Genomic DNA, 25,560 nt, shown 5'->3' on the forward strand with positions numbered 1-25,560 from the left:
ATGCATCCTGAATGTGGCAAGGTGAAAGGTATCCGGGTTGCGCGGGTGCAGCCGAGCCGGCGTCAGCCGTTCTGCCATCTCAAGGCTTCATTCTCCATTCGTCTCATGGTTCATCCCCAGCAACTTTTCCAATCGCACCACGTCGGTTGTCGTCGCGAGGGCCTCCTGGGCGCGAACGCGACCGCTGCGCACGAGTTCCACCAGCGCCTGTTCCAGTGTGTTCATGCCTTGCCGTCGTCCCGTTTCGATCATCGAGTAGATCAGGTGCGCTTCGTTTTCGCGGATGGCGCGGCGGATCGCCGTCGTCCCGATGAGAATTTCGCACGCCGGGACGAGTGCATCGTTCAGCACATCCTTGACCAGTCGCTGGCATACAATCGCGCGAATCGTCGCGGCAAGCTGCACGCGGACCTGTGCCTGTTGCGCCGCGGGAAACACGTCGATGATCCGCGCAATGGTCTGCGCGGCCGTCGCGGTGTGAAGACTGGCCATGACGAGGTGACCGGTTTCAGCGGCGGTCAGCGCGGTGGAGATGGTCTCCAGATCGCGCATTTCGCCGATGAGAATCACGTCGGGCCGCTGGCGGAGGGCGTGGCGCAGGGCCGAGGCGAAGGTCGGGCTGTCGTCGCCGATTTCGCGCTGCTCGATGATGGCCGCGTCGTGTGCGAATTCGAATTCCATCGGGTCTTCGATGGTGATGACGTGGGCGGCGCGCGAACGGTTGATGTGGTTGACCAACGAGGCCAGCGTCGTGCTCTTGCCCTGGCCGGTGCCGCCGGTGACGAGAATCAGGCCATGGGGATAATCGGCGAACGACAGGACGTGTTCGGGGAGGTTGAGGGACTCAAAGGGCGGCACGACGGAGGGTATCGCGCGGAGGGCGGCGGCGAGCGACCCGCGCTGGTAATGAATGTTGACGCGTTGTCGGGACAGCCCCGGGAGTGAAAGACCCAGATCCAGATCGCGCGTCTGTTCGAGGCGGTCGCGCTGTTCGTCGTTTAGCACCGGCAGCAGGATCTCCGCGATGCGCGCACCGGTGAGCGGCGCGTCGCCGAGCGGCAGCCACTGCCCTTGGCGATGGATCGTTGGCGGCGCGCCGGCCACGAGGATGAGATCGCTGGCGCCTCGCCGCGCCGCTGCGGCGAGAAGCTCGGCAAGCCCTGCAGAATGAAGCGTTGAGAATGGAGCGCACTCGGTTCGGGCGATGGCCGCTTTGGAGCCGCGGCCGATCCTGTCTTCCATGCTCCATTCTTCATTTCCGTCATGCTGCGCACACACGATGCACCTCTTCGATTGTTGTGATTCCGGATTTCGCCTTGGCCATGCCGTCGGTGAAGAGCGTGGTCATGGTGCTGTGGAGGGCGAGTTTGCGCAGCTCCTGGAGCGGCATTTCGTCGGAGATGGCCTGTCGGACGGCGTCATCGGGGATGAACAATTCGTAAATACCGATGCGACCGAGGTAGCCCGTGCCGTGGCACTTGGCGCAGCCCTTGCCTTTGTACAGGACTTCGGCGGTGAGGCCGGCTTTGTCCAGCGCGAGCATCTGGCCCGGCGTCGGCTTGGCGGCAACTTTGCAATGGGGACAGATTTTTCGGATCAGGCGCTGCGCAAGTACGGCGTCGACGGCGGCGGCGATGAGGTACGACTCGACGCCGATGTTGTGCAGGCGCGTGACGGCGGACACGGCGTCGTTGGTATGAAGCGTTGTGAGAACCATGTGGCCGGTGAGGGCGGCCTGAACGGCGGTTCGAGCGGTGTCCTCGTCGCGGACTTCTCCGACCATGATGACGTCGGGGTCTTGTCGGAGGAGGGCGCGGAGAACGGTGGCGAATTTCAGTCCGATCTTTTCGTTGACCTGGAACTGGTTGACGCGTCGCAGGTTGTACTCGATGGGGTCCTCGACGGTGCAGACGTTGCGTTGGGGAGAGTTGATTTCCTGGAGCGCCGCGTAAAGCGTCGTGCTTTTGCCGCTGCCGGTCGGGCCGGTGACCAGCACCAACCCGTGCGGATGGGCGAGCTGCGCGCGAAAGGCCTTGAGCATGTCGATGGAGAATCCGAGCGTCTCCAGATTGATCATCGCCTTCGCGTTGTCGATGATGCGAATGACGACTTTTTCGCCGTACATGTTCGGCAGCGTTGAGACGCGCAGATCGATCGGGCGGCCTTCCATGAGGACGTGAATGCCGCCGTCCTGGGGAAGCCGGCGCTCGGCAATGTCCAGTCCGGCCATGATCTTGATGCGTGAGACGACGGGGGCCATGAGCTGGTGAGGCGGGGTGAGCTTTTCGTAGAGCACGCCGTCCACGCGGTTTCGGATTCGCAGGCAGTTTTCGTCGGGTTCGATGTGAATGTCGCTCGCGCCTTCCTTCACGGCGGAGTACACGAGAAAGTTCACCAGCTTGATGACCGGCGAGTCGCCGGCCATGCCTTCGAGGTTGGTGATGTCATCGACTTTCGTCTCAATCAGCTCGAACGCGTCAGTCGAGACGTCCTCGATGATGTCGTCGATGACGAAGACGTTGGCGGCCTTGACGTACTGGCCGAGGATCGCCTGGATGTCGGCGTTGGACACGGCGACCACCTGCACCTGGCACGTCGTCATGCGTCCGAGTTCCTCAACGAGGAAGACGTTGGACGGCTCGCTCATAGCGACGGTCAGCACGCCGTGGACCTTGAAAAGCGGCAGGACGGAGTGCTTTTCGAGGAACTCGCGCGGGACGAGGTCGATGACCTTTGGATCCGCCAGGCGCGGGGTCAGCTTGGCATAGGGTACGCCGTATGCCTCGGCCAGCGCTTCGACCACCTGGTCCTCGGTCGCGTAGCCCAGCTCGATGAACAGTTCGCCGAGCAATTGGCGATGATCGCGCTGCTTCTGTTCCTCGATGGCGCGGTCGATCTGCTCCTGGGTGAGGATTCCCCGCGCGAGCAGGATCTGCCCCAGGTGTCGGCGGTTTCGCGTCTGCGTCGTGGCGGCGTTCATTGCATTTCCATCAGTTCCCGGTTGCGTTCATCGCTGACGTCGAGTCGGCATTCCCGCGCTCTGCGCTCACTGGAAGCTTTTGACGGCGGATTCGAGGTCCGCGAATCGCTCGAAGCGCCGCGCCAAGCGCGTGATCTCCAGGATTTTGTCACACGTGCTGCTCAACGCGCAGAACTTCACCGCACCCAGGTGCTCCTCGCACTCATTCTGGAGCCCGACGAGCGCTTCCAGCGCGGCGCTGTCCAGCCCCGTCATCGTGGAGCCGTCAATCACCACCTGGTAACCGGATTCGGCCATGCACTTGCGCGCCTGCGAAGTAAATGGCTCGACTTCGTCCCCGATCAGCTCGTCCTTCACGGTGATGATCGAAACGTTGCCGTATTTGCTGACGGTCGAAGGCATGCGCGTTACTCCTTCCCGCGCGGCGAATCCACTGCGTGGGTTCCCATCGCCGGCGTGTCACGGTGAGCGGATGGTCGCTTCGCCTGGGCCCAGCAAACGGCATCGCGCGGCGGGGCGACGCCCAGGTGTCCGGTCATCGCTTTCAACGCACCGCTCTGGCCAAATGCCGGATCGAACCCGGCGAACTTGCGCGTCTGCACGAACACATCTTCGAGATCCAGACGGATGAAAACCTCGGCCAGGTGCGGGTCAAACTGCGTTCCCGCGCAGCGCCGGATCTCCGCGATGGCGGCTTTCACCGGAAGGGCCGAGCGATACGTACGATTGGTCGTCATCGCGTCGAAGCAGTCCGCCAGGCAGATGATCCGGCCCAGCAGGGGGATCTCTTCCCCGACCAGCCCGCCGGGATAGCCTCGCCCGTCCATGCGCTCGTGGTGATGCAGCACGCCGGGGATCAGGTCGTGAATCTGCCGCACGTGTTCGACGATGTGCGCGCCGATCTGCGGATGGCGCTTGAGCACCGTGAACTCTTCATCCGTCAATTTTCCGGGCTTGGTCAGAATCGCATCCGGCACGCCGATCTTCCCCACGTCGTGCAGCAGGCCGGCGAGATAGATGCGGTCGCAGGCATAGGCGGACAACCCGGCCGCCTGCGCGAGGCACCGGCTGATGTACGCGACGCGCTCGGAGTGGCCGCAGGTGTACGGATCCTTGGCGTCCACGCTGTTCACCAGCGAGTGCAACATGCCCATGAAGAGGTCGGCGAGGTCGTCATACAGGCGCTGATTCTCAAGAAACGACGCGATGCGATCGGCCACGGCGCGAAGCAGTTGCACGTCGATGGACGTGAAGTCGCCGCCGTCGCGGCAGTCAATCGCCATCATCGCACCGAGAAATCGGCCGCCCTGGCGGAGCGGCATCGCGACGATGTGCTCGGCGTGCCCGTGCGCGAACTGCACTTCCCCGCGGCTCTTCACATTGTTGAGCAGGACGTGCCCGACCGCGCGGGCGGATTCGCCCCCTGCGAGTTCGGCGAGCCGGTCGAGGACGTTGTCAGGGAGATTACGCATGCCGACGCGCACGATGCGCTCTTCAGCGGGCGCGGCGGGAGCGCCCGGTCGCAGGTCCTGCGGCGTCAGCACGAAGGCGAGCGAGGCGGCGCGCGAGACCTCCAGAATCTGCGGCCCGACGCGTCCGAGAAGCAGAATCGGATTCTGCGGCAGCGCCATTTCCTCGCTGATGTGATAGACGAGGTTCAGTTCCTCGTAGGTGGATTCGAGATTGCCGGTGAGCGATTGAATCGCGGCGCGTTGTTCGTCCAGCTCGCAGATGCGCGCGACCTCGGTGCGCAGCAAGTGAGCGAAATGTTTGACGGCTGTGGCATCGCGCGCGGGGATATCCTGCGCGAGGTGGCGCACCGCTTGCTGATCGAGCTGAACCTGTTGGCAAACCCGGGCCAGCGCTTCGTCGCTGCCTTGGCAGCGGGCCAGCCCGATGACGACGCCGATGATCTTCCGCGATAGACGAACCGGTGCGTGAATGACCTGCACCACGCCGGGAAACGGCTCATACGCGTGCTGCGTCGTCGTGAGCCGATCGCGCGCCGCATGGCCGAGCCGCAGCATCGACTCCGGTGTTCCCATCAGGTGCTTCCAGAAGCCGGTCGGGTGCTCGGGGTGATCGGTGCAACGCCCCTCGACGTCGAACTGCCACAGCGGGATGCCCACGGCCTGCCACGCGTTGCACAATTCGCGAAAGCGCTCCGCGGCCAGGGGGTGTTCCACCACCGGCGTCGGCAGTCGCCCAATGTGCTCGGGCGAATGGAGGGGTCCGGATTCCGTTTGCATCGAACGCGCTCCTCAACGGTTAGCGGGCGCCGGCCGCCGCGCCCTCGAGCAGCTCGCGCGCGATGGCCAACACCTCGCGCGGGCTGAAAGGCTTCGGCAATACCTTGCGGATGTTCGTATGGGTCAGGTCTTCATCGACGATCGAGAAGCCTCGCGCGCTAAGCATGACCGCCGGGATATCGCGCGTCGCCGGATCGGCACGAAGTCGGGCGCACAGCTCAAGCCCGCTCAAGCTGGGCATCTGGTAGTCGGTAAAGATCAGGTCCGGGTGTGCCTCGCGGGCAAGTTCCAGTCCTTCCTGCCCGTCGGCCGCAGTGAGCACTTCAAATCCCGCGCCGCGCAGCTTGGCGGCCACCACGTGCACAATGTGCGGCTCGTCGTCGCATACCAGAATCTTCGCTGCCATGTCAGATCCCCCAAAACGTCGTCGGCCGCCGAATCGGCCGGTCATGCTGTATTCATGTCACTTTGTTGAGCGTGATCGCAAAGGTACTGCCCTTGCCGACTTCGCTGCGGAGTGAGACTTTTCCTTCGTGGACCACTTCGACGATGTTCTTGACCAGGTTCAGGCCCAGCCCCGTGCCCTTGGCCATGTGCTTGTTCGCCTCGACGCGGTAGAACTTTTCAAACATGTGCGGGAGGTCCTCCGCGGGAATGCCCACGCCCGTGTCCGACACTTCGATCCGCAGGGCGTTCTGCTCTTCCAGCGTGATCATCCGTACCGTGACCTCACCGCCCTCGGGGGTGTACTTGATCGCGTTGCTCGCGAGATTGAGCACCGCCTGGTACAGCAGATCGCGATCCGCCATCACCCGGTCCACCACCGGCGCCAGGTCCGCCAGCAACGCGATGTTCTTCTCCTCGGCCTGCGGCTTCAGGCTGTCCGCCACTTCCTTCACGATGATCGAGACCGCCACCGGTTCCTTGTTGATGCGAACGGTGCCCGCCTCGATCCGGCTGATGTTCAGCATGTTGTCGATCAGGCGGCCGAGCCGGTCCGCCGACGTCTGAATGATGCCGTAGTACTCGGCGCGGGTTTTTTCGTCCGTTGCTTCGCCGTCCACGAGCATCTCGGTGTAGGCGCGAATGGACGAGAGCGGCGTGCGCAATTCGTGGGACACGTGCGCGACAAACTCGCTCTTGGCCTTGGCCGCCAATCGATCACACGTGACGTCGCGGAACAGCACCACCAATCCATGGGCACTGGATTGGGCCGATGTTCCGTCGGCGGTCGCCGAATCGGGCAGCGGCGCCATCGACAAGGCAAAGGCCCGATCGCCGAAGTCCAGCTCCACGCGACGCCGTGCGGCGCGAGCGTCGGCCTGGCAGGCTTGTCGGACCACGTCGATCAGCTTCGCATTGGACACGACTTGGTCCAACGGTTGTCGAATAGCGTCGTTTGTCGTGATCTCCAGCAGCTCCGCCGCAACCTGATTCACGAACACGATCCGTTCAAAACGGTCCACGACGAGAAGCGGCTCGGCCATGCCGTGCAGGATGGCTTCCAGGTTCCGGCGCTGCGCCGAATGAAGCGACGCCTCCAGTTGCAGTCGCCGCTGCTCCTGCACCAGTTCATTCACGCGCTGCTCAATGTTCGTGGCGTGAGCCTCGATGCTGGTCCAAAGCGATTCGGCATCGCCGCCTGGCGCGATTCCCAGGCGTTGCGCGAGCGCCTGGCGCATCGCTTCGCGCGAGCCGTCGCGGCCGTCACCTGCCGCGGAGCGTCCGATCAACAAAATCGTCATGGCTGCCGCGGCGAAGAGCGTCACCACGAAGCCGTTCCAGCGCGCCAGACCCAGATCCGACGGCGCGACTGCCGTGGCAATGCAAATCCAGATCGCGATCAGGCCGATCGGCAGAGCCGACCAGCGCGGGTCAAGATTGAGACGCGACTGAAACGAGGTGACGAATTTGAGTACGCGCGAGCGCAGGCGCGGCGCGGCCGAGCGCGCGGACGTGTCGTCTGCGAAGGAGGACGGCGCAGCGGCGGACGATGCATCGTCATCGTCATCCAGAAACGCCCACGGTTTGGGATGGGTTGCCATCAGGGCGTTACTCCGGTTTCCGTGCAAGGCTCCGCGTCGTTCGCCAGCGCGGCGGTCGAAACGGACGCGGCGGTCGGCGCGACCCCGACTCGTTCGTTCAAACGCTGGAGCAGTCTTTGCGGCGCGGCGGCATCAGGATTGGCGGCCAGCGCGGCGAGGTAGGCTTCGCGCGCTTCGTTGGTCTGGCCGGTTCGTTCGTGCGTTTGGCCCTTCAGGCAGAGCGGCGCGACGGGATCGGCTCCCAGGCGCAGCGCGTGATCGATCTCCGCCAGGGCTTCATCCGGGCGATTGCGACGCATCGCAAGATAGGCGCACAGCAGACGCACATCGGCGGAATCGGCCGCGAGGCGGCGCGCGCGATCGGCATACGCGACGGCCTCATCGAGGCGGCTGGTCGCCAGCGAAGCGCGTGCAGCCAGCAGAAGCGCCACGGCGTCGGCATCGGTCTCCTTGGTGAGCGGGGCGACGGCCTCCAGCGCCGCAGCCGGCTTGTTGCAGGCGAGGCAGGCCTCGGCGAGCAGATAGCGTGCGCTGGCTGGTGCATCCGCCTTTGCCACCATTGGGTGAAGCACGTCGAAGGCTTCGTCCCAGGCGCCGGCCCAGACAAACGTCTCCGCCGCAAAGGAGGCGAGCAGTGCGTCATCGCGCGCCAGGAGCAGCGCCTCGCGGAGGTATTGGACCGCCGGCGCCTTCAATCCGAGTTGCCGCGCCGCCCGCGCCGCCAGGACGCGCAACGGAACGTTGTCGTCAAAATCATTCAGGCGCGATTCAATCAGCGCCAGGGCGTCTCCCGGGCGACCGATCGCCGAGAGCGTCTCCGCCCAGGCCAGTAAATACGCCGCGTTGTTTGACGAGGCTGTGGCCGCCGCTTCGTATGCTGCCAGGGCCGCATTCAGATCGCCGTACCGCTGTGCTACAACTCCGCCATAATACTGCACTTCGCCGTCCGTCGGCGCAAGCTGCTGCGCCATCACGATCGCCGAGCGCGCGTCCGCCATGCGGCCCTGTTCCAGCCGCAGACGCGTCGCCAGCACATAGGCCCGTGCATCCTGCGGCGAAGTCGAGAGCACCGTTTCGAGTATCTTCTGCGCCTCGTCCAGGCGGCCCGCGTCGAGTTGCTGCCGGACAATCTGAAGCTTCACGTCCCCGCGCACGGCGTTCCAGTTCTGCTTGGCTTCGGCCTTCTGGTCCTGCGTCATGTGCATGCCGAACGGCGTCTTCTCAAAATCGCCGCAACCGCTGGTTGCGACAATTGTCAGCCAGGCCAGCGCCATCAAAGTGACTCGACAGGCCGGTACCGGTTCGCGGCGGCAGGCAGGGTAACGAGAGGGGGCGTTTCGGCGATTCATGCTCCGATCTCCTCCTTCGACTCAAGCTCGACGTCTGCATTCGTGTCGCCTTTCGCCGCCGCCTCGTCGGCGTCCGATTCGTCTTCCACGCCCGTCGGGCCTTCAAACCCTTCCGGCATGGCGAACGGCAGCGCAGGGCGGCCGAACGGAGGGTGATCGACGCCCGCCTCCTCCTCGATGCGATCCATGATGAAATGCCGAATGCTGGACGATTCCGTCTCCCAGGCACGGCGGCCGAGTATCTTTTCCTTAAGCTTCATCGCTTCAACGTGCCGCGGATAATTGCAAAGCGCCAGCTCCGCGTCCCATGCCGCCTTGTCCGTATCGCCCCGGCTCATATGCTCCAGTGCCCAGCGATAGTGTGCTTCGCTCAAGCGCTCGCGGCCGAACCATTGCAGACCCGTGCGCATGCCGACGCGAAAGCGTTCGATGTCCTCTCCCAGCTCGCGCGACGCCTTGTGATCCTGATCGTTCTTCAGCACGTGCACCGTGAGCAGCACGATCACTTCCTCGCGCACCGTCGTGTCGCGTGTGCGGCGGAACAGCGATCCGGCCACGGGGATGTTTCCCAGCAGTGGCACCTGACCGCGCGCCGCCGTGCTGACCTCGCGGAAGAGTCCGCCGATGAGGATCGTGTGCCCGTCTTTCACCAGCACGTTCGTCGTCACTTCCGTGGTCTGTTCAAACGGCAGGTTCGCTTCCGTCAGACCGCCCGTGGAATCCTTCGGGTGAATCTCCATGCGCACCCACCCGTCGTTGGCCACGTAGGGGCGGAACGTCAGAACGGTACCCGTTTCGAGAAACTCCACGGTTTGTATCGCGGTCGTCTCGGTGATCGTCGTCGTGAGGTAGCCATCGCGTCGCCCGACGATGACCTGGCCGACCTGCTTGTTCAGCGCGAGAATCTTCGGATTCGCGAGGATCTCGGTATCCGTCACGGCCTCCAGCGCCCGAACGAACACGCCGACTTGATCCTTCAGGATGCCGAAGGTGAATCCGCCCGACGGCAGCGCCGCGTTGAAATCGCTGCGCACCGTGAAGTTCGTGTTGTTCAGCTCGGCGGTCGGGATGTTGCCGGTGGCGATGCTCTGGGCCGCGGGGCTGACGCTGCTGACCGCCGCGAAGTCGACACCGCCGACCGTCGTGAAGTCGATTCCGAAAGCGTTGTCTTCGTTGAGCGTCGCGCGAAGAATGGTGGACTCGATCAACACCTGCGTCGGCGTCGTATCGAGGTCCTCAATCACCTTGGCGATCTTCTCAAGATGGTCCTCGAAATCGGTCACAAGAATCTTGTCCGCCGAGGCCACGCTGTCGCCCTCGGTGTCACCCGGTCCGGTCTGGCCGCCGAGGCCCGTTTTGGCGGGCGGCGTGACGGAAATTTTGCCGGCGGCGCTCAACAGCGGCTCGATGAGGGATTTGGCGGAAGCGGCGTTGAGGTAGGTGAGCTTGAAGACGCGCGAGGCCATCTTGCGGCGCGAGGCATTGATCCGCTCCATCTCTTCCTGCGTGTGGACGTAGATGAAATCGCCTTCGGAATAATGCGCCAATCCGTTGGAAACAAGCATCGCCTTGAGCGCGCTGTCAAAGGTGACGTCATACATGCTCGCCGTGACGGTGCCCTGCACGCCCGACGCGATGATGACGTTTTTCTTCATTGGCTCGGTCAGCATCCGCAGCGCATCGGCCAGCGGCAGACCCGAAACATGGACCGTGACGCGACCGTTCTCAACGGAGACGATTTGTTCAGACGGCTGGGACGTCGCGCCAAGCGCGGCGGAAAGTTCGTCGACCGATCCGACGCTGTCCTGCGCGTGGAGCGGCGCGGAGCCGATCACATGCCAGACGATGAGCGCGCCCGTCAGCAACAGGGCCGGCGGCGATGAAACGCGAAAAAGTGGAGTCAACAGCATGGGCATCCCCCGAATCCTCTCGTGGGGTATTTCGGTTGTCGGACGCTGGGGGTTGTGTATGAAGACGCCGTTGCAATTCGGGCGTACGGTTTTGGGACGATGCAACGCAGCAAAGGGTAATGTCGAGAATGCGGGGGGCGCGGACTCGCTCCTCTGCGGGCGGCTCGATGACCACGGCTCATCGCGAACGGCTTCACTGCATCGTCAGCGTCCGAGTTTGTCCGTATTTGCGGACAAGAACGCGGCGATCGGTAATGCGCATCACGACGAAACCGTTGATCTCGCTGCCTTCGTGGACGAGTCGTCCGGAAATATAAGCCAGTGGCTGCGGACCCGTCATGGTTGATTGCAGGATGAGGGTGGATAGTTCCTGCGTGATCTCGCCGGCTTCACGCTGGCGGATCGCGTGGTAATCCTTCATGCCGCCGACCAGCGCGGTCCAGAAAGCGGACGGTGCGGGTTGCGAAGTCGCGCCGCCGCCCGACCCCGCGTGCGCGCCGCGATGGCTCTCGTAGCGAGACCATTGCTCGGGAACAAAAAGATCCCGCTCCAGGGTACGCGGCAGATCGGCAACACGAACAACCTTCAGCGGCTCGTCTTCCGGCAGGGACTCGCGCGGTGCGACTGGGTTACCGGCTGATGGACACACGATCGGCCCCGTCGCCGCGCCGGTCGGCGGGGCCGCGATCGGCGTGATCGGCGCAGGGGGGGCCGCGACGGCGGGCGGCAGACCGGCCACGACCGCGTCCGGATCGCCCGAGGCCACGAAGGTCTTGAGTACAACCACGATCAAGACAAGAAGGAGCATACCGAGTACGGCGGTCTTTTTCTTGTCTGCCAGAAGCTGCTGCTTGAACAGCTCGAGTTTTTCATTCAGCATCGCGTTTGCCATGGTTCTGTGAGCTTGGAGCTAGGTGCCGTGAGCCGAACAGTGGGCAAAACCCACCCGACGCTCGAATCATCCGTCATACTGATACGTGTGCAGTTCCACCTCGACATGCAGGCGGCCCAGTTGATCCTTGTCGTTCACGATCCGCAACCCCGCGACATGCGTCGATCGCCGAAAGGACTCGATCCGGCCCATCACGTCGAATGTCTGGGCGAACGTCCCGTCGAACACCACCTTGAACGGGAGCACGCGCGTTCCGGCCGCCACCGCGTGCGATTCGGGCACGGCGCCCGGGTTGACCTCGAGCACGGGGAGCGGCTGAACGACGTAGTCCATCACGTTGCAATGACTCAAGGCATCGGCCAGATCGCTCAAGAAATCACCAACGCTGCGCTCGCTGGGAAGTCGACGGCGGTCTTCCTTCAGTTGCGATTCGAGGTCCACGATGGCTGCGTAGAGATCACTGACCGAGCCGAGATCCTGCTGCAAGTCGCGCACCTCGTTGCTGCCCGCGACGACCTGTTCCTGTTTTTCCTTCAGGCGCCGATGCCCGGGCACCATGAACGCGGCGACGAACAGCGCGCTGAAGCCCACGATACCGACCATCATCAGGGTGGTTGCTTTTCGCTGACTCATGGCGCCGCACGCTCCTGTTCCGCCAGCTCGCAAATCAGCTCAAACTCCTCCGCGCGCCGCCCGCCCCAGTTCACGCTGTCTTTCACCCGCATCTGCACTCGTGCGAACAAAGGTGAATCTTCCAGCGCCGCGGCGAAGCGGATGATCTCCGCTGTTTGACCCGCGACCCCGTGCAGGATGAGCCGGGAGTAGGCGGACGCAGGACCCTCCGTCCCCACGTCATTCGGCTGGTTCCTGACTGCGGCCGGGTCCATCGCACGCTGCCCGTTCAACACCGCCGCGGCCATCGCGCCGGCGCTTTTCTGTTCCGGCGTCGGAACGACGGCCGGTTCATGCGTGATCGGCGCGGCCCAGCGCGCCACCGACGGCGCGTCGAGCCGGAGTCCCGTGAGGAACACCGTCGACGGCATGCGGCGACTGACATCGCTGAAAACGACGGTCAGGCTCTCGTCCCGTTCCAGCAGCGCCACGCGCCGGCGATGCTGCTCGAGTTTTTCGTGCAGCGCCTGCATGTCCGCCTTTTTGGCGAGCAGGTTCGTCAATTCGTCACGCTGCGCGCCGAGCTGCGCGATCATTGCGTCGGCGCTTTCAAGCTCCCGAACGTGCGCCGTGGTCCACAGCACCATCATGACGATCAGCATTGACACGCATCCGGCGCGCAGCTTCGTCGCCTTGCGCTGGGTCCGACGAGCGTGATACTCGCCTGGAATGAAGTCAAAATCCTTCATGCCTGATGGCTCCCGCGCGGTCTCACGCGCTCCCCGCCGCCGCAACTTGGCCGGTCCGTCCCGCGACGCCGCCGTGCGATGCGCCCGCCGCGAGGCTCGATACACACGTCAACCCGCGCAACGCCAGGCCGCACGCCACGCCCCAGGCCGGATGAAACGCGCGTTCCTCCCGGCTGGTCAGATCGCCCAGATTCTGCACCCCGCGGAGCGGGTAGCCCGTCATGCACGGCACGTCGACGGCGTCTTGCAGGGACTTCAGCAACACCGGCTCGTGGGCCTCGCCACCGACCAATGTCACGCTTTCGGCACGTTGCCCGCGGAAAGTCACGGCGTAGTATCGAAGGCAGAGCTGCACATCTTTGGCAATCTGATCGGCCGACGGGCGGACGGCGTCCGCCACCGCAGCGCGGACCTCCGCCGGCACCATCGACTCCACGTCGCCGCGCCGGCCCGACTGGTCCCGCAGTATCGTCAAGCGAAGCTGCGCTGCCTCTTCCGCCGGAATCGCCAGGCTGCGCGCCACCGCGTCCGTCATCACCTGCCCGCCGACGTCGATCACTTTAAGGAACACAGGCTCCGCTCCGCGCGTGATCAGGATGGTCGTTCCGCGCAAGCCGACATCGAGAAACACGTTCACCGCCGAGGCGTCCGCGGCGCGCCGCAGAAACCGCACAAAGCTCCGGGCCACCGCGCACGGCGACAGATCCACGGCGATCGGATCGAGCTTGAGCGATTGCAGGAACGTCAGGCGTTCCTGAACGACCGCATCCGTCGCGGCGAACACCATCAGCTCGTGTTTCAACTCGTTGCCGTGCCGCACTTCGCCCGCTTCGAGGTAGCGAAACTGCGCCGGCGCACCGCCGAGATCGAAACGCTCCTGGGCCTCGAACGCCACGGCGCTTTCCATCTCCTCCGGCGGCATCGGCGGCACGCGAATGCTCTTCATCTGATACTCGCGGTGACCCAATGCTGTCACCACCTCGCGCCCTTCGAAGCGGTGCGTCGTCAGCAGGCTGCGAATCGCCCGACCCGCCGCTTCGTGCGCAGCCTGTGGATCATCCGCGATCGGCAGATCGCGATGCGCCGCTGCGATCAGGGACAATCGCCCCTGCGACTCGGCAAACTGGATCAGCTTGACGCTCGAGGCGCCGAGGTCCAGTCCGATCGGGCCGTGTTTTCGCGTTCGCCTGAACATGCCGTCCGTTGCTCCGGAATACCGCGCGCCGTCAGGCGACGGGTCTTACTTTTCATCCTAGTCGTTCAGTAGCGCGCCAATCGTGTCCGGGGTCGACGTCAGGACCTTCGTCAGCGTGGAACTGACCGTCACCTTCGCCCCGGCCGGCGACACCGCCACTTCGGCTTCGACGCCGCCCGCGCTGAATTGCACAAGGGACGTATCCGCTTCCTTCGTGTTGCCGGTGCTGTCGAAGGACAACTTACTGTCACCTCCGACGTCCAGACCCTTGATCGATACGTCCTTCGTCTGGGGCCGACCGTTCTGGCCCAGTTGAATCACATACGGCTTCTTCGTGCGCGGATGCGACACCGGTGTGTCCTCCGCCGATTCGCGCGCGATCCAGTACTTTTCATTCGGCTTGTCGAACTTGATCGCCGCGGGATCATCCGGCTGCGCGATCGTCAGACTCCGCGCATACGACACGTCGGCATCGAACTGCTGCGACGCGATCTTCACCTGTTGAGCAAGATCCGCCCCGCGATCCGGCCAGGCCCCGACGGCCACGATGACCAGGATCACCACGACCATCATCATCTCCACCAGCGTGTAGCCGCCGCGCACGGTGCCCGCACGCGCACGCGCTTTCAACGATCCTGCATGGCTTGTTCCGGGCTTCATAACACCCCCCTTTCGTCAGCGCTTCCCATCCTGCAATATCGCCCGCCGCCGTCGCCCGCTTCAGGGTCGATCGGCCCGTTTCGCCGCAGAGGCCGGCTTTTCGGACGACTCCACCCGGACCTTGATCGGCTTGGTCCGCAAGTGTTCCAGCACGGCTGATAACAGTTCGTTCGTTCGGCGCTGTTCTTCGACAATTTGCTGCCGTTGCAGACCCGTGTCGGGAATCTGCGCCTGGGCCGACGGCACCGTGTCCGACCGCAGCGCCCACAGTTCGACCATGAGCAAGGCCAGCAGCACGGCGATCATCGAGAGCAAGCGCCGAGTCGCCCGGTCCAGCGTCACGATCGCCGGACGGCCTGATTCCGATTCACTGCGTGGAAGGGTCATTTTTCTCTCCAATTCAGGATCGTGAACGGCTTGGGGCCGGACTCCAGATCCCACAGCCACGAGCGCGCGCTCGTCCAGGTGAGGTTGAAAGCCGAATCGCTCCTGATGCCGGCGAAGGTGCCGGTCTTGATCAGCGTGCCGGTCATCTCGATCGTCACATTGGCCTTGTTGCTCAGATCCAGATTGCCGACGATCAGAACCGGGCCGATCACGCGCAGCGTGATGTTGCCGGACCCGGCGCGTAAGTTTCCGGCTAGAACCAGTGCGGGGTAGCCTGTTTCGGCGGTGATTTCATACACTCCGGAGTCACCGAGGATCAGGTCTCCTCCCGAAACAATCAAGCCGCCGCTCAATTGGACGTTGCCGGAGACGGCTCGAAGCGTCAGATCGCCCTTCGTGTAAGAAATCAGCCGACCGGGATTGGTCGCCGACATGTCGATGGCATTGAGTGCATCGGCGTTGAGCTTGTTGAGCGTCGTGCGGTTGTACTGGTCGTAATCGTGTGCGGAATAGTACCGCCCGTTGACGACGTAGTTTCGATACTTCGCCGCCGCGCCGGTCGGGAGCTTCACCGCCTGCGTGTTGCATGTGAAGCCGGCGGACAGGCACATGTTGGTAAAGATATTCAGCATCAGCTCCTTGCGGATGATTCCCGTGGAGGACACGCTTCCGCTGATGGACGACCCCGCGTGAACATCGAGATTCCCGTTTGCATGGACCGAACCCGTGATGAAAACACGTGAGACGACGTTCAGCACGTCCCGATCAAGAAGCGCCTGGGAGAAGGTGCATTGATCCGTCACGGGCGCGACGACGCTCGCCGAGATCGAACGCTTCGCACGGATCGAGCCGTCCGGGTCCTTGGCACATCCCGCACTCATGACTTCGTACCGATTCGGGTCGGTCTTGGATTGCGTCACCGTCACGTCGAGCAGGTCGGGAGAGCCGTCAAGCGAGACCGACGCCTGACCGGTCCAGTATTGACCGACCGGCACGGTGGTCGGGGGGTAGGTGAGAAAGTGCGCGGCCATCGCAACGCCGGAGTCGGCAATGTATTGCGCGCGGACCTGGGCGCGGTAGTTCATCGCCTCGGGCATCGCCGTGCTGTGCGCCTCCAGGAAACTGACGCCCAGCGCCGTCGCCAGCGCGGCCAGCGCCAGCACCGCGACAAGAATGTACGCGCGCCGTCGCCCCGGCCGTCGCGCGCGCGTTCGGCCGGTTTGCGAATTGAGGAGTTGCGTATCAATGCCGTCGCGCGTCATAAGCTGCTCTCCAGCGTGACGGTGGGAAGCGCGGCATGGCCGGTGAAACCGTTGTAGAGCGAGAAGTACGACCGGGTCTTGCGCGGGGGGGTGGAATCCGGCCGCGCGGCGTTTTTGGTTTCCTTGTAGAACAGGTAATCCGCCGGTGCCTGGGGGCTGGCATTGAGATTGAACGTCGCCGTATTGGGGGCCGTGCCGAGCGTGAACGTTGCAACGACGATGCGCGTTTCCGGCGAATTGGGCCACTGGGCGAAGCTCGCGCTGCTTACGTCCGACGCCCAGACGTACGAGCGTTTGTCAGGACCCGTGATCAGGAGACCCAGTTGGACCGGATCGAGGAAACTCGCCACCGGCACGGTCGTCGCCGGGATCGTTCCGTCCGTCTTTTGCATTCGCTCCATGAGAAGCTGCTTGCCCAGCGAGTCGTAGCGGATCAGCGCCGTCTCGTAGAGGTTCAGCTTGTCGTCGCCGTTGGAGTCGTCCAGCCACACGGTGATCTCGCTCGCCGTCACCTTGCCCACGTCCCGCGCGCCGCGAATCGTTCGAGACAGTTGTGTCAGCGCGAACTGGCCGGCGACGTGCAGCGTCCGCGCGTCGCGCGTCGCCAGCGACGCATTGCTCACGGCCGACATCATCGAAGCCGCCGCCCCGGCGACGATGGCCGTCGTGATGCTGGCCAGGAGCAGCTCGACGAGCGTCATGCCCCGGCGATGTTTCAGGATGCAATTCGCGCGCATCGTCTAGTACTCCCTCGCCACCAGCCGGTGCAGCGTCACCATCAGGGCGTTGCCGTCCCACACTCGAACCCGCACGAGGATGTAGCTGTTCGTATCCGCTGCCTGCTGGTCGGGAAACGACACGTAGGTGATCGTCACATCGCGCCACAGCCCCGCCGCGTCCGGATCGGTGATCGGCTGGTTGATGTAATCGCGCATTCCCGTGATCTGCTCGGTGAATCCGCTGAAGTCGTCAAGGTCGTCGTAGCGTTGACGGCGGTCTTCGAACGCCGTATCCGGACCCGGCGGATTGGTTGTGCCGTCGGGGCCGTAGAATGGCCGGGCGAGCACCTCTTCCATCATGGCCTGCCCGTAGGCCGTTGCCTTTTGAAGTCGAATCGCGGCGAGTGCGTGGCTCGCGCCCGCCGTGAAGGGCAGCAGGGCCGAGGTGGCGACGATGGAAAGCACGACGGCCGCCATCAGCGATTCCACAAGCGTCAGACCGCGGCGCCGCATGCAGGCAATTCCGGGACGTGCGCACACCGCGGCGGACCGGCGAAGCCGAACCACGCAGCGGCGCGTCGTGAACGTTGTGGAGAATTTCACGTCCATCGATCCATCCCGGGTCGCTTCGTGGTGCGACCCGCTTGAACCATACGATTCGCCGGCCTGCGCCGCGGCTGATGGGCCGCATCAATCGTCCGCACGGCGGCGCGGAAAAACGAATCGGGACCGGTAAACCGACAAGTGTCGCGGCTTACCGGTCCCGAATAAACATCAGGAGAAACCGTCCATGGCTCCGGCGACGGTCAGACCGGCCGCGGGCGATCAGGCCGCCGCGCGAAGCAGGATTACATCGCGTCGTGCGCCACGCCGTTGGTCGTGCCGCCGTCGTTGGCCTTGAATTCGCCGGTCGTCTCGTTGTAGTTCCAGGCCTTGTTGGCGGCGGCCGCCGTGTTCGTCACGTCGTTGCCCGTGCCGCCGACCGTGAACGGATTGGTCGGAATACGCTGCAAATAAGGACCGTACTTGCCGGACGCGTTGACCGTGCCGTCGGCGTTGGTCTTCTTGGTCATCTGGTCGACGAACGTCGCCAGGGCCGGATAGCTGCCGTTGTGTTGCAGCTTGTACAGATCGATCTGCCCGCGAATGGTCTGAAGGTTCGTCATCAGCGAGCTTAGCCGGGCGTCGGTGCTCGCATCCGAGAACTGCGGGATGACCACCGCGGCCAGGATGCCGAGGATGATCACGATGATCAACAGTTCCACCAGCGTGAAGGCGTTTCGAATGGTTGCTCGTCGCGTCATGTCTTTCTCCCTCTTGAACTCGTCCCGTGCCTCGCAACCGTGCGCGGGGCGGAATCGCTCAAACATCCGGTTCCATCCGCCGCACCCGGCAGCATGGAGCAGCCGGAACAGGTGTTATCCCTATCGGCGCGGCGTTGCATGTTCATTAGCAGAGTCGGCGCCAGGTCCGGCGCACGAAACCTTCGTTTATGCAAGAATTAAGATACGATTCAATTGCGATGTGGGGCAAATGCCGGATCCGGAATTTCAGCGGGCGCAGGATTGTTCCGGAAAACTCGGCCCCGCTCGACCGCATGCCCTGCTCCGACCGCGCGTCGCGCCTTCTATCGGAACAATTGACGCCCGTCGCGAATCACCGCGATCGGACGGGGCCGCGTCCGCAGCGCCGTGTGAACGTCCTCGCACGGCAGCGCCACCAGGCACGCCCGCGCCCCCGCGCGTACCCCATAACTCGGCAGCCTCATCGCGCGCGCGGCATTCTCCGTCACCGCGTCCAGCGTCTGATCCATCTGCGGCGGTGTGCTCATGTGTTCCGCATGGAACAGCATGTGCGCCACGTCCAGCATCTGGCCCGTGCCCAGCGGATAGAACGGATCGGCGATGCAATCCTGACCGGCCGCCACGTTCACTCCGGCCGCGAGCAGCTCGGTCACGCGCGTCAGGCCGCGCCGCTTGGGATAGCGATCGTACCGGCCCTGCAAGTGCAGGTTCACCGGCGGATTGGTCACGACGTGCACGCGCGCCTCGCGCAGCAGGTTCATGACTTTTCGCGCGTGCGCGTGGTCATAACTGGACAGCGCGCAGACATGGCTCGCCGTGACGCGGCCCTGCCAGCCGTGACGGATGGTCTGCGCGGCGAGGTATTCCGTGCAGCGCGAATCGGGGTCATCCGTCTCGTCGATGTGGCAGTCGATGTCGCGGTTGAACTCACGGGCCAGCTCAAAGAGCAGATCGATGTGCCGGCGAGAGTCTTCATCAGTGCGCTCGTTGTGGGCGATGCCGCCGACCACGTCGCAGCCCATCTCGATTGCGGCGCGCATCTGCTCCAGCGCGCCGGGATCGCGCAGAATGCCGTCCTGCGGGAAGACCACCACTTGAATATCACACAGATGGCGACAGGCCTCGCGCGCCGCCAACACCCCCTCGGTGAGACGCAGCCCCGCGCCGGTTCCCACATCCACGTGCGTGCGAATGAACCCCGTCCCGAACGACACCTCGGCGTGGATCGCGCGGATCGCCCGCTCGCGAACGTTATCGGCCGACAGCTTGCGCTTCGCCTCGTCCCACAGGCGAATGGCCTCCAGCAGCGTGCCGCTCTTGTTCGGCTTCACCAGCTCTACCGAATAAGCGAGGTCCAAATGCAGGTGCGGATCCACGAACGCGGGCAACACCAATCCGCCTTTCGCATCGAAGACGCCAGCGCTTCGACGGGCGCGACCGGCGGCGCGGATCGCGCGGATGTGTCCGATATCGTCAAATGTCAGATCGAACAGGCCGCGGCGGCCGCGCAGCTGGGCGTTGGTGATTCCGGTCAGCCGTCGGGCGGCGCCTGTCATCGCCCCGCGCCGGCGAGTATGCGATTTCTTTACCATGACACAATCGTAGCCGCTCCCGAAACGGACCGATAGTTGCGGCGTGAACCCGCGCGCCTCCCTTGCAAATCGAAACGCTCGCCCGCAGCGCCGGAACGCGGCGATTCCCTCGATCGGTGGATGGACCGCCTTCGTCTTTCTCGTGCTCTTCATCGGGCTGATGATCGCCGGCCGCGAGCGCATGCTCCGAGACCCCGGCACGTTCTGGCACATCGTCGCCGGTGAACGCATGCTCTCGGATCTGACGATCCTGCGAACCGATCCGTTCAGCTTCTCCCAATCCGGGCAGACCTGGCTGGCGCAGCAATGGCTCGGTGAGTGCCTGATGGCCTTGGTGCATCGCCTCGGCGGGTTGGACCTGGTGCTCTGGGGAGGCGTGGCCATGCTTGCGACGCTTTTTGCATGGCTCGCGCATCGGCTCCATCGAGCCGGCCTGACCGTGCCTCTGGCGGTCGTCCTCACGGCGCTCGCGGTCGGTGCCAGCAGTTACCACTTTCTGTTGCGTCCACATCTGGCGTCGCTGCTCTTCATGGCGGCCCTGGTGGTGATTCTTCTGGACGTGGATGCCGGCCGGGCGCATCCGCGCCGGCTCCTGTGGATTCCGACATTGCTCGTTGCCTGGTCCAACACGCATGGCGCGGCGCTGGGTGGCCTCGCTTCGGCGCTGATCGTGTTCTTCGGATGGCTCTTCGTGCCGCACCTGCCGGTCGTGCGGCGCTGGATGATCGATCCGGCTGCGCCCCGCTGGATCGGCGCGGCCGCGAGCCTGTCGGCCGTGGCACCACTCATCACACCCTTCGGCCCGAATCTGCCCGCGACCTGGTTGAGCCTGATGCGCTCGCAGGTCATCCCGCAGATGATCATCGAGCACGGCCGCCCGGACTGGACGAGTCCCGAAGGGGCGATGCTTGGCGTGCTGGCGGCGGTGTATCTCGCGCTGCTGGCGTCGGTTGCCCGAATCGAGCTGCGGGTGACGTGGCTGCTGCCGCTGGTGTGGCTGGCGCTGGCGATGTCACGTGTACGGCATGGACCGTTGTTTGCCGTGACGGCCGTGCTGGCCATCGGCGACATGGCCGACGCGATCCGCCAGTCGTCCCGCGCGGCGGCTTTCAGGAGTCGCTGGCGATTTGCCTGGTGCGGCGTTGGCGCCGCGCAAGGCTTGACGTTGCAAACCGTTCGGGCGCCGCGCACGGCGTGGACGGCCGCGATCATCCTTGTAGCGTTGAGCGCGGTGCTCAAGACCGCCGGAGCGAGTGTGCCCGTGATCGGGGCGAACTGGGCGCGCGTGTCGGACCGGAATTGGCCCGTGGCGGCAGTGGAAGCGGCCCGCCGCACCGCGCGATCCATTCAGCGCGATGCGGATTCAGCTTGCGGCGGCCGTGAACCTGTTCGAGTGTTCAACGATCTGGGTTTCGGCGGCTATCTCATTTATTTTGCGCCGGAGCTGCCAGTCTATATTGATGACCGCTGCGAGCTGTACGGCGACGCGGGCCTGCGCCGTTACCGCGAGGTCGTTTCGCACCCCGAGCTGTTTGTCGGCCTCGCGGACTACGACGGCATCGATCTGGCGATCGTGCGGCGCAACACGAAGCTCGATCGACACCTTGCCGAAAGGTCGAATTGGCAATCGGTTCACACGGATGACGTGGCAGCGGTGTACCGTCGCGGACCCGTGATTCGACCCTGATACGAAGGCGCGTCGAGGACGCACCCCGCGCCTTCCAACGCTTCGCTGCACGCGGCATGGTGGGCGGTGGACTCGGTACGTCCGTTGACCACCGATCACTCACCACTGGTCACTCACCACGCCTCCCGTTATCGTGACGTGAGCAAGAACGGGAGTGACGGTTGAGCGAAACGCGGTTCGGCGGTACGTGGAAGAAATGGGTCTTTCGGCTGGTCAAGCTGGCCGTGTGCGCCGGCGCGCTGTGGTATCTCTCGGGCAAGGTTTACTGGCTGGATCGCGTGCGACTGGCCGAGGCGCCGGAGCAGGTGCTGGCCCTCGTTGCCGAGCGCGACGGCGTCCTGACGTTGCGCGATCCCGAATCACGCGCCGAACGCACTGTGCCGCGCGACGCACTCGCCAGATCCGACCAGCTTCAGCCCGGCCAGCGTGCCCTCGAGCTGGGTCTGCGCTCCATCATCCGGCAAGCCGACATGGGCTGGTCCGCACTCGCCCTGCTGCTCATCGGGCCGATCGTGCTGATCATGGCGTGGCGGCTGCGCCTGCTGCTTGATACACAGGATATTTCTCTCTCTTATCGTGATTCGCTGCTGCTCACGTTCGCGGGCAATTTCTTCAACTTCGCCCTGCCCGGCACCACCGGCGGCGACGTCTACAAGGCCTATCACATCGCGCGCCGCACACACAAACGCACCGAGGGCGTCACCGTCGTCCTGCTCGATCGCGTGTTCGGCCTCGTCAGCTTCCTGTTGCTCGCCGGCGTGACCATCTTCTTCTCCTGGCGACATCCCATGATCGGCGTCTATGGCCGATGGGTCGGCTACCTCATGCTTGGGTTTCTGCTCTGCACGGCGATGTTCTTCTCGCGCAGGTTTCGCAGCCTGATTCGCTACGACGCGCTCATCGCCCGGCTGCCCTTCGCCGACAAGATCCGCCGCATCGACGACACCACGCTCTCGCTTCGCTATCACCGGCAGGATTCGCTGCTCTCGCTCGCGATCACGCTCTTCGCCCACGCCCTGCTCGTGCTAAGTGTCTATTTTCTCGCCCGCGCACTGGGCATCCATCCGACCGGCAGCCGAACGCAGGTCTCCCTCATCGCCGCCTGCCTGCTCGCCACGGTCGTCGGCTACCTGCTGGCGGCCGTGCCGATCAGCGTACAGGGCTTTGGCCTGCTCGAGGCGGTCTTCGCGAAGGTGATCGTCGAGGGCCACTGGGGGACGTATTCGCAGATGCTGGCTCTGACGCTGGGAATGCGACTGTTGCAGATCATCTGGGCGCTGCCAGGCGTGATCGTGCCGTGGCTGGGTTTCGAACGCCCAATGAATGATGTTGAAATGCCGAGCAATCCGTAGGGGGACTTGCCCACCCGATGCTGGGCACGTTACGAAAACCATCGAATACAACACACCAGCCACACCGTACACAACGCATCCACTGCAAGACCGGTGAAGATCATCGTGCGCAGCGGGATGAGCCGCGTCCCGTAGACCAGCGCGTTGGGCGGCGTCGAGACGGGCAGGACAAACCCCAGGCTCGCCGACAGCGCCACCAGCCACGTCGCCTGAACCGGTGACAGCCCCATGGCCGCTCCGAGTGAGCCCGCGACCGGCACCATCAGCGAGGCCGTGGCGGTGTTGCTCGTCAACTCGGAGAGCAGCACCGTGGCGCCGGCGACCAGCAGGGTGAGAACCGTGGGTGACAGATTCGTGCCACTCACGGCCCCCGCCAGCGCCTCCGCCGCTCCGCTCGACTCCAGCACGCGCCCGAGGCAAAGCCCGCCGGCGATCAGGAAGAGCGTGTCCCAGTCCAGCGCCTGAAAATCGTGCCGATCCAGCACCGCCGGTGAATTGGGCGCTGGACGCAGCAGAAACAGCGCCCAAGCCACCCCCATCGGCACGAGCGATTCCGGCAGATAAGCCTTCACCCACGCGTTGATCGGATCGGCCTCGCGCGTCAGGCTGATGATCACCCCGCTGCCCAGCCACACCAGGGCGGCCACGGCGAATGCTCCCAGTGCCAGTCGCCGCGCACCGGCCTGCCACGCGGGCGCCGCGCCACGCGCGGCATGGTCCAGCACCGGTCCGACGTCGGTGACGACCAGCGGCGATATGGTGCCCGGCGAGCCGCGACGCCGCACGAACGCCAGCACGGCCCAGCCGATCAGCGTTGCTCCCAGCCAGACCGGCACGCCGACCTTCATCCACGAGAGAAAGCTCACGTCGTCGCTGATCTTCTTCATCGCCGCGTAGCCGATGAAGTTTGGCGCCGTGCCGACCGGCGTCGCCATGCCGCCGAACGTGCTGCCCCATGCGAGGGCCAGCAGGGCTGCAGCCGGTGCGGCCGTGCGCCGGGCCAGAGTGGCAACGATCGGCAGCAGCATCGCGCAGACTGCCGTATTGTTCTGCGCCAGCGAGATCGCGCCCGACAGCAGCAGCACCCCGATCGCCAGGCCCCGCGCGCTGCGCGCTCCCGCCAGGGCCCGACCCGACATCAGCCAGTCAAACGCCCCGTGCTTTTCCAGCGCGCGCGCCAGCAGGAACGTCCCCAGAAAAAGAAACACCACCGGATCGCCCCACGCGGCCAGCGCGTCCTTCCACGTCAGCAATCCGGCGAACGTCGCGAGGATCGGCACAACCAGCGCCGTCACGCCTAGCGGCGCGGCCTCGGAGATCCACAGAATCAGCGTCGCCGCAACGAGACCGGCCGACTTGCGAATCGCCGCGCTCTCGTGCCACGGCACGGCGTTCGAAAGGGCGAACGCGCCGCTGGCGAGAACGATCATGATGAGTTGATAGCGTCGGGTCATTTTTCGCTGCAAGTCGAACCGGCTCCGATGGTACGGGCCTCGACGGCGGACACCAAATCGGCGCAAATCGTTATGCGGAAACGGGTTGGGTTGATTTACGGAGGAAGCTTGTAAATGGCCCGGACTTTGCCGCTATAATACGCCTGAAAGACATGACGCTTCGGCTCTTGATTACGCTTGGGATGCTCGTATCGCCGCTCGGGGCGCAGGCCTGCGCCGATTGCCCGGGCATGATGAAGTGCGAGACCTCGCCGCGGGGCTGTCTCTGCTGCAAACCCGCCGCTCGATCGCCGCGCCAAGCCGTCAAACTTCAATCGTCCTGCTGTGCCAAAAAGACAACTGTGCCGGTGGCGCGAGCGATGCCGGTTGTCTGCTCCGTCATGGTGAAAGCGGAGGAGGGGCGCCGTCTTCTCAAGACCTGCGTCTGTTGCATACGGTCATCTCCAGCCGAACCGATACCGGCCGTTCCGTCGTCACCGACCTCGACCGAGCTGGTCAAAGCGAAGTTCGCCGCCGTGCCGGCGATTCTTGCAGGCCTGTCGCTTTCGGGCGTGGAGACGCAACTTGCCGATTTCGATCCAGGTACCCTTCCGCTGAAATACAGATCGGCCTGCGACCGGCAGGCATCCCTTTGTGTCTGGCTGAATTGATTCATCCGCGCCGGCGCGCCCTTCGACCGCGCCGGCGTTGCAACCCATTCATTGTTTCTACAGTTGTATGTTTTAACGCGCGGGGCGCGGGTGCGCCGCCGCGCAGGATGAATCTGGTTTTTGACACAAAGGAGTTTTTCCATGAAGCGCTTTTTCGTTCTGACGCTTGTTCTGTGCGGGCTCGTGGCCACGGCCTTTGCCTTCGCGCCGTCTAGCACGGCGGCGAAGTCCGACTGCTGCTGCGGCGACGAGTGCGCCGCGGTCTGCGGCGATGCCTGCCATTGCGCCTGCGGTGGCGATTGCGCCGGCTGCGAAGATTGCAGCAAGTGCGACTGCTCGGCCACGGCCGGTTGCGACCAGGCCAAGGCCGAGTCCTGCTGCAAGGAGTAAGGCCGCACAACGCGCGGCGGAGCTCGACGCCGAGTTCAGCCGTGAGTGATGTGTGATCCATGCGGGCCGGGTTTCGTCAACAGAAGGCGGAATCCGGCCTGTTTTTTTGCGCTCGGGCCGAC

General features: G+C 64.4%; 24 protein-coding genes. 3 read left to right on the forward strand and 21 right to left on the reverse strand.

All coding sequences use genetic code 11. The features are described 5' to 3' along the window. Positions 1-87: 87 nt before the first annotated feature. The 19 genes from HRU71_09880 to HRU71_09970 all read right to left on the reverse strand — a co-directional run bounded on the left by HRU71_09880 (position 88) and on the right by HRU71_09970 (position 19,905). Positions 88-1,242: a PilT/PilU family type 4a pilus ATPase gene (locus HRU71_09880; GenBank protein ID QOJ03768.1), complete on the reverse strand. Its 1,155-nt coding sequence runs from the start codon at positions 1,240-1,242 to the stop codon at positions 88-90. Between the two features lie 19 nt (positions 1,243-1,261). Beyond that, positions 1,262-2,980 (reverse strand): Flp pilus assembly complex ATPase component TadA, encoded by a 1,719-nt coding sequence (gene tadA, locus HRU71_09885; GenBank protein ID QOJ03769.1) that lies wholly within the window; start codon positions 2,978-2,980, stop codon positions 1,262-1,264. A gap of 66 nt (positions 2,981-3,046) precedes the next feature. Next, entirely contained in the window at positions 3,047-3,382 is a 336-nt protein-coding gene (locus HRU71_09890) for an STAS domain-containing protein (protein ID QOJ03770.1), read from the reverse strand. Between the two features lie 5 nt (positions 3,383-3,387). Next, positions 3,388-5,229, reverse strand: coding sequence for an HD domain-containing protein (locus HRU71_09895; protein ID QOJ03771.1), 1,842 nt, complete (start codon positions 5,227-5,229; stop codon positions 3,388-3,390). 19 nt (positions 5,230-5,248) lie between these two features. Further along, positions 5,249-5,635, reverse strand: coding sequence for a response regulator (locus HRU71_09900; protein ID QOJ03772.1), 387 nt, complete (start codon positions 5,633-5,635; stop codon positions 5,249-5,251). Positions 5,636-5,687: 52 nt separating this feature from the next. After that, positions 5,688-7,274 carry a PAS domain-containing protein gene (locus HRU71_09905; GenBank protein QOJ03773.1) on the reverse strand — a complete coding sequence of 529 codons (1,587 nt, stop codon included), beginning with the start codon at positions 7,272-7,274 and terminating at the stop codon, positions 5,688-5,690. Beyond that, complete coding sequence (locus HRU71_09910) at positions 7,274-8,623, reverse strand: tetratricopeptide repeat protein (protein QOJ03774.1); 1,350 nt, start codon at positions 8,621-8,623, stop codon at positions 7,274-7,276. The genes HRU71_09905 and HRU71_09910 overlap by 1 nt, the downstream gene beginning before the upstream one ends. Continuing rightward, entirely contained in the window at positions 8,620-10,539 is a 1,920-nt protein-coding gene (locus HRU71_09915; GenBank protein ID QOJ03775.1) for a hypothetical protein, read from the reverse strand. The genes HRU71_09910 and HRU71_09915 overlap by 4 nt, the downstream gene beginning before the upstream one ends. A 187-nt stretch (positions 10,540-10,726) precedes the next feature. After that, positions 10,727-11,425, reverse strand: coding sequence for a hypothetical protein (locus tag HRU71_09920; protein ID QOJ03776.1), 699 nt, complete (start codon positions 11,423-11,425; stop codon positions 10,727-10,729). A 66-nt stretch (positions 11,426-11,491) separates the two neighbouring features. Next, complete coding sequence (gene pilO, locus HRU71_09925; protein ID QOJ03777.1) at positions 11,492-12,058, reverse strand: type 4a pilus biogenesis protein PilO; 567 nt, start codon at positions 12,056-12,058, stop codon at positions 11,492-11,494. Beyond that, complete coding sequence (locus HRU71_09930; GenBank protein QOJ03778.1) at positions 12,055-12,786, reverse strand: hypothetical protein; 732 nt, start codon at positions 12,784-12,786, stop codon at positions 12,055-12,057. Before HRU71_09930 ends, pilO begins: the two co-directional genes overlap by 4 nt. Positions 12,787-12,808: 22 nt before the next feature. Continuing rightward, complete coding sequence (pilM, locus tag HRU71_09935; GenBank protein QOJ03779.1) at positions 12,809-13,981, reverse strand: pilus assembly protein PilM; 1,173 nt, start codon at positions 13,979-13,981, stop codon at positions 12,809-12,811. Between the two features lie 57 nt (positions 13,982-14,038). Next, on the reverse strand, positions 14,039-14,641 hold the full coding sequence (locus HRU71_09940) for a prepilin-type N-terminal cleavage/methylation domain-containing protein (protein ID QOJ03780.1): 603 nt from the start codon (positions 14,639-14,641) through the stop codon (positions 14,039-14,041). Between the two features lie 60 nt (positions 14,642-14,701). After that, a complete protein-coding gene (locus tag HRU71_09945) occupies positions 14,702-15,028 on the reverse strand; it encodes a hypothetical protein (protein QOJ03781.1) in 327 nt (108 codons plus the stop codon). Then, entirely contained in the window at positions 15,025-16,290 is a 1,266-nt protein-coding gene (locus HRU71_09950; GenBank protein ID QOJ03782.1) for a hypothetical protein, read from the reverse strand. Before HRU71_09950 ends, HRU71_09945 begins: the two co-directional genes overlap by 4 nt. Further along, positions 16,287-17,027 carry a hypothetical protein gene (locus HRU71_09955; protein ID QOJ03783.1) on the reverse strand — a complete coding sequence of 247 codons (741 nt, stop codon included), beginning with the start codon at positions 17,025-17,027 and terminating at the stop codon, positions 16,287-16,289. Before HRU71_09955 ends, HRU71_09950 begins: the two co-directional genes overlap by 4 nt. Positions 17,028-17,030: 3 nt before the next feature. Next, a complete protein-coding gene (locus HRU71_09960) occupies positions 17,031-17,612 on the reverse strand; it encodes a type II secretion system protein (protein QOJ03784.1) in 582 nt (193 codons plus the stop codon). Between the two features lie 245 nt (positions 17,613-17,857). Beyond that, positions 17,858-18,313, reverse strand: coding sequence for a type II secretion system protein GspG (locus tag HRU71_09965; GenBank protein ID QOJ03785.1), 456 nt, complete (start codon positions 18,311-18,313; stop codon positions 17,858-17,860). Between the two features lie 323 nt (positions 18,314-18,636). Then, positions 18,637-19,905, reverse strand: a complete 1,269-nt coding sequence (locus tag HRU71_09970; GenBank protein ID QOJ03786.1) for an amidohydrolase family protein — start codon at positions 19,903-19,905, stop codon at positions 18,637-18,639. 43 nt (positions 19,906-19,948) lie between these two features. On the opposite strand from HRU71_09970, the gene HRU71_09975 reads away from it, so the two are divergent. Both HRU71_09975 and HRU71_09980 read left to right on the forward strand, forming a co-directional pair. Further along, entirely contained in the window at positions 19,949-21,592 is a 1,644-nt protein-coding gene (locus tag HRU71_09975) for a hypothetical protein (GenBank protein QOJ03787.1), read from the forward strand. 161 nt (positions 21,593-21,753) lie between these two features. Next, positions 21,754-22,944 carry a flippase-like domain-containing protein gene (locus HRU71_09980; GenBank protein QOJ03788.1) on the forward strand — a complete coding sequence of 397 codons (1,191 nt, stop codon included), beginning with the start codon at positions 21,754-21,756 and terminating at the stop codon, positions 22,942-22,944. 29 nt (positions 22,945-22,973) lie between these two features. Here HRU71_09980 and HRU71_09985 read toward each other — a convergent pair whose 3' ends face one another. Both HRU71_09985 and HRU71_09990 read right to left on the reverse strand, forming a co-directional pair. Next, positions 22,974-24,398: an anion permease gene (locus tag HRU71_09985; protein QOJ03789.1), complete on the reverse strand. Its 1,425-nt coding sequence runs from the start codon at positions 24,396-24,398 to the stop codon at positions 22,974-22,976. 310 nt (positions 24,399-24,708) lie between these two features. After that, positions 24,709-25,191 carry a hypothetical protein gene (locus HRU71_09990; GenBank protein ID QOJ03790.1) on the reverse strand — a complete coding sequence of 161 codons (483 nt, stop codon included), beginning with the start codon at positions 25,189-25,191 and terminating at the stop codon, positions 24,709-24,711. Between HRU71_09990 and HRU71_09995 the strand changes: the two genes are divergently transcribed. Further along, positions 25,190-25,438, forward strand: coding sequence for a hypothetical protein (locus HRU71_09995; GenBank protein QOJ03791.1), 249 nt, complete (start codon positions 25,190-25,192; stop codon positions 25,436-25,438). The two genes, HRU71_09990 and HRU71_09995, sit on opposite strands and share 2 nt — an antisense overlap. The last annotated feature ends 122 nt before the right edge of the window (positions 25,439-25,560 follow it).

The organism is Planctomycetia bacterium (genome assembly GCA_015200345.1).
In the GTDB taxonomy this organism is placed as follows: Bacteria; Planctomycetota; Phycisphaerae; order UBA1845; family UTPLA1; genus PLA3.

Bases quoted from the DNA above. Each gene is read 5' to 3' on its own strand.
- HRU71_09880 (QOJ03768.1), bottom strand. From the start codon at position 1,242: ATGGAAGACAGGATCGGCCGCGGCTCCAAAGCGGCCATCGCCCGAACC.
- tadA (QOJ03769.1), bottom strand. From the start codon at position 2,980: ATGAACGCCGCCACGACGCAGACGCGAAACCGCCGACACCTGGGGCAG.
- HRU71_09890 (QOJ03770.1), bottom strand. From the start codon at position 3,382: ATGCCTTCGACCGTCAGCAAATACGGCAACGTTTCGATCATCACCGTG.
- HRU71_09895 (QOJ03771.1), bottom strand. From the start codon at position 5,229: ATGCAAACGGAATCCGGACCCCTCCATTCGCCCGAGCACATTGGGCGA.
- HRU71_09900 (QOJ03772.1), bottom strand. From the start codon at position 5,635: ATGGCAGCGAAGATTCTGGTATGCGACGACGAGCCGCACATTGTGCAC.
- HRU71_09905 (QOJ03773.1), bottom strand. From the start codon at position 7,274: ATGGCAACCCATCCCAAACCGTGGGCGTTTCTGGATGACGATGACGAT.
- HRU71_09910 (QOJ03774.1), bottom strand. From the start codon at position 8,623: ATGAATCGCCGAAACGCCCCCTCTCGTTACCCTGCCTGCCGCCGCGAA.
- HRU71_09915 (QOJ03775.1), bottom strand. From the start codon at position 10,539: ATGCCCATGCTGTTGACTCCACTTTTTCGCGTTTCATCGCCGCCGGCC.
- HRU71_09920 (QOJ03776.1), bottom strand. From the start codon at position 11,425: ATGGCAAACGCGATGCTGAATGAAAAACTCGAGCTGTTCAAGCAGCAG.
- pilO (QOJ03777.1), bottom strand. From the start codon at position 12,058: ATGAGTCAGCGAAAAGCAACCACCCTGATGATGGTCGGTATCGTGGGC.
- HRU71_09930 (QOJ03778.1), bottom strand. From the start codon at position 12,786: ATGAAGGATTTTGACTTCATTCCAGGCGAGTATCACGCTCGTCGGACC.
- pilM (QOJ03779.1), bottom strand. From the start codon at position 13,981: ATGTTCAGGCGAACGCGAAAACACGGCCCGATCGGACTGGACCTCGGC.
- HRU71_09940 (QOJ03780.1), bottom strand. From the start codon at position 14,641: ATGAAGCCCGGAACAAGCCATGCAGGATCGTTGAAAGCGCGTGCGCGT.
- HRU71_09945 (QOJ03781.1), bottom strand. From the start codon at position 15,028: ATGACCCTTCCACGCAGTGAATCGGAATCAGGCCGTCCGGCGATCGTG.
- HRU71_09950 (QOJ03782.1), bottom strand. From the start codon at position 16,290: ATGACGCGCGACGGCATTGATACGCAACTCCTCAATTCGCAAACCGGC.
- HRU71_09955 (QOJ03783.1), bottom strand. From the start codon at position 17,027: ATGCGCGCGAATTGCATCCTGAAACATCGCCGGGGCATGACGCTCGTC.
- HRU71_09965 (QOJ03785.1), bottom strand. From the start codon at position 18,313: ATGACGCGACGAGCAACCATTCGAAACGCCTTCACGCTGGTGGAACTG.
- HRU71_09970 (QOJ03786.1), bottom strand. From the start codon at position 19,905: ATGGTAAAGAAATCGCATACTCGCCGGCGCGGGGCGATGACAGGCGCC.
- HRU71_09985 (QOJ03789.1), bottom strand. From the start codon at position 24,398: ATGACCCGACGCTATCAACTCATCATGATCGTTCTCGCCAGCGGCGCG.
- HRU71_09995 (QOJ03791.1), top strand. From the start codon at position 25,190: ATGAAGCGCTTTTTCGTTCTGACGCTTGTTCTGTGCGGGCTCGTGGCC.
- HRU71_09990 (QOJ03790.1), bottom strand. From the start codon at position 25,191: ATGGAAAAACTCCTTTGTGTCAAAAACCAGATTCATCCTGCGCGGCGG.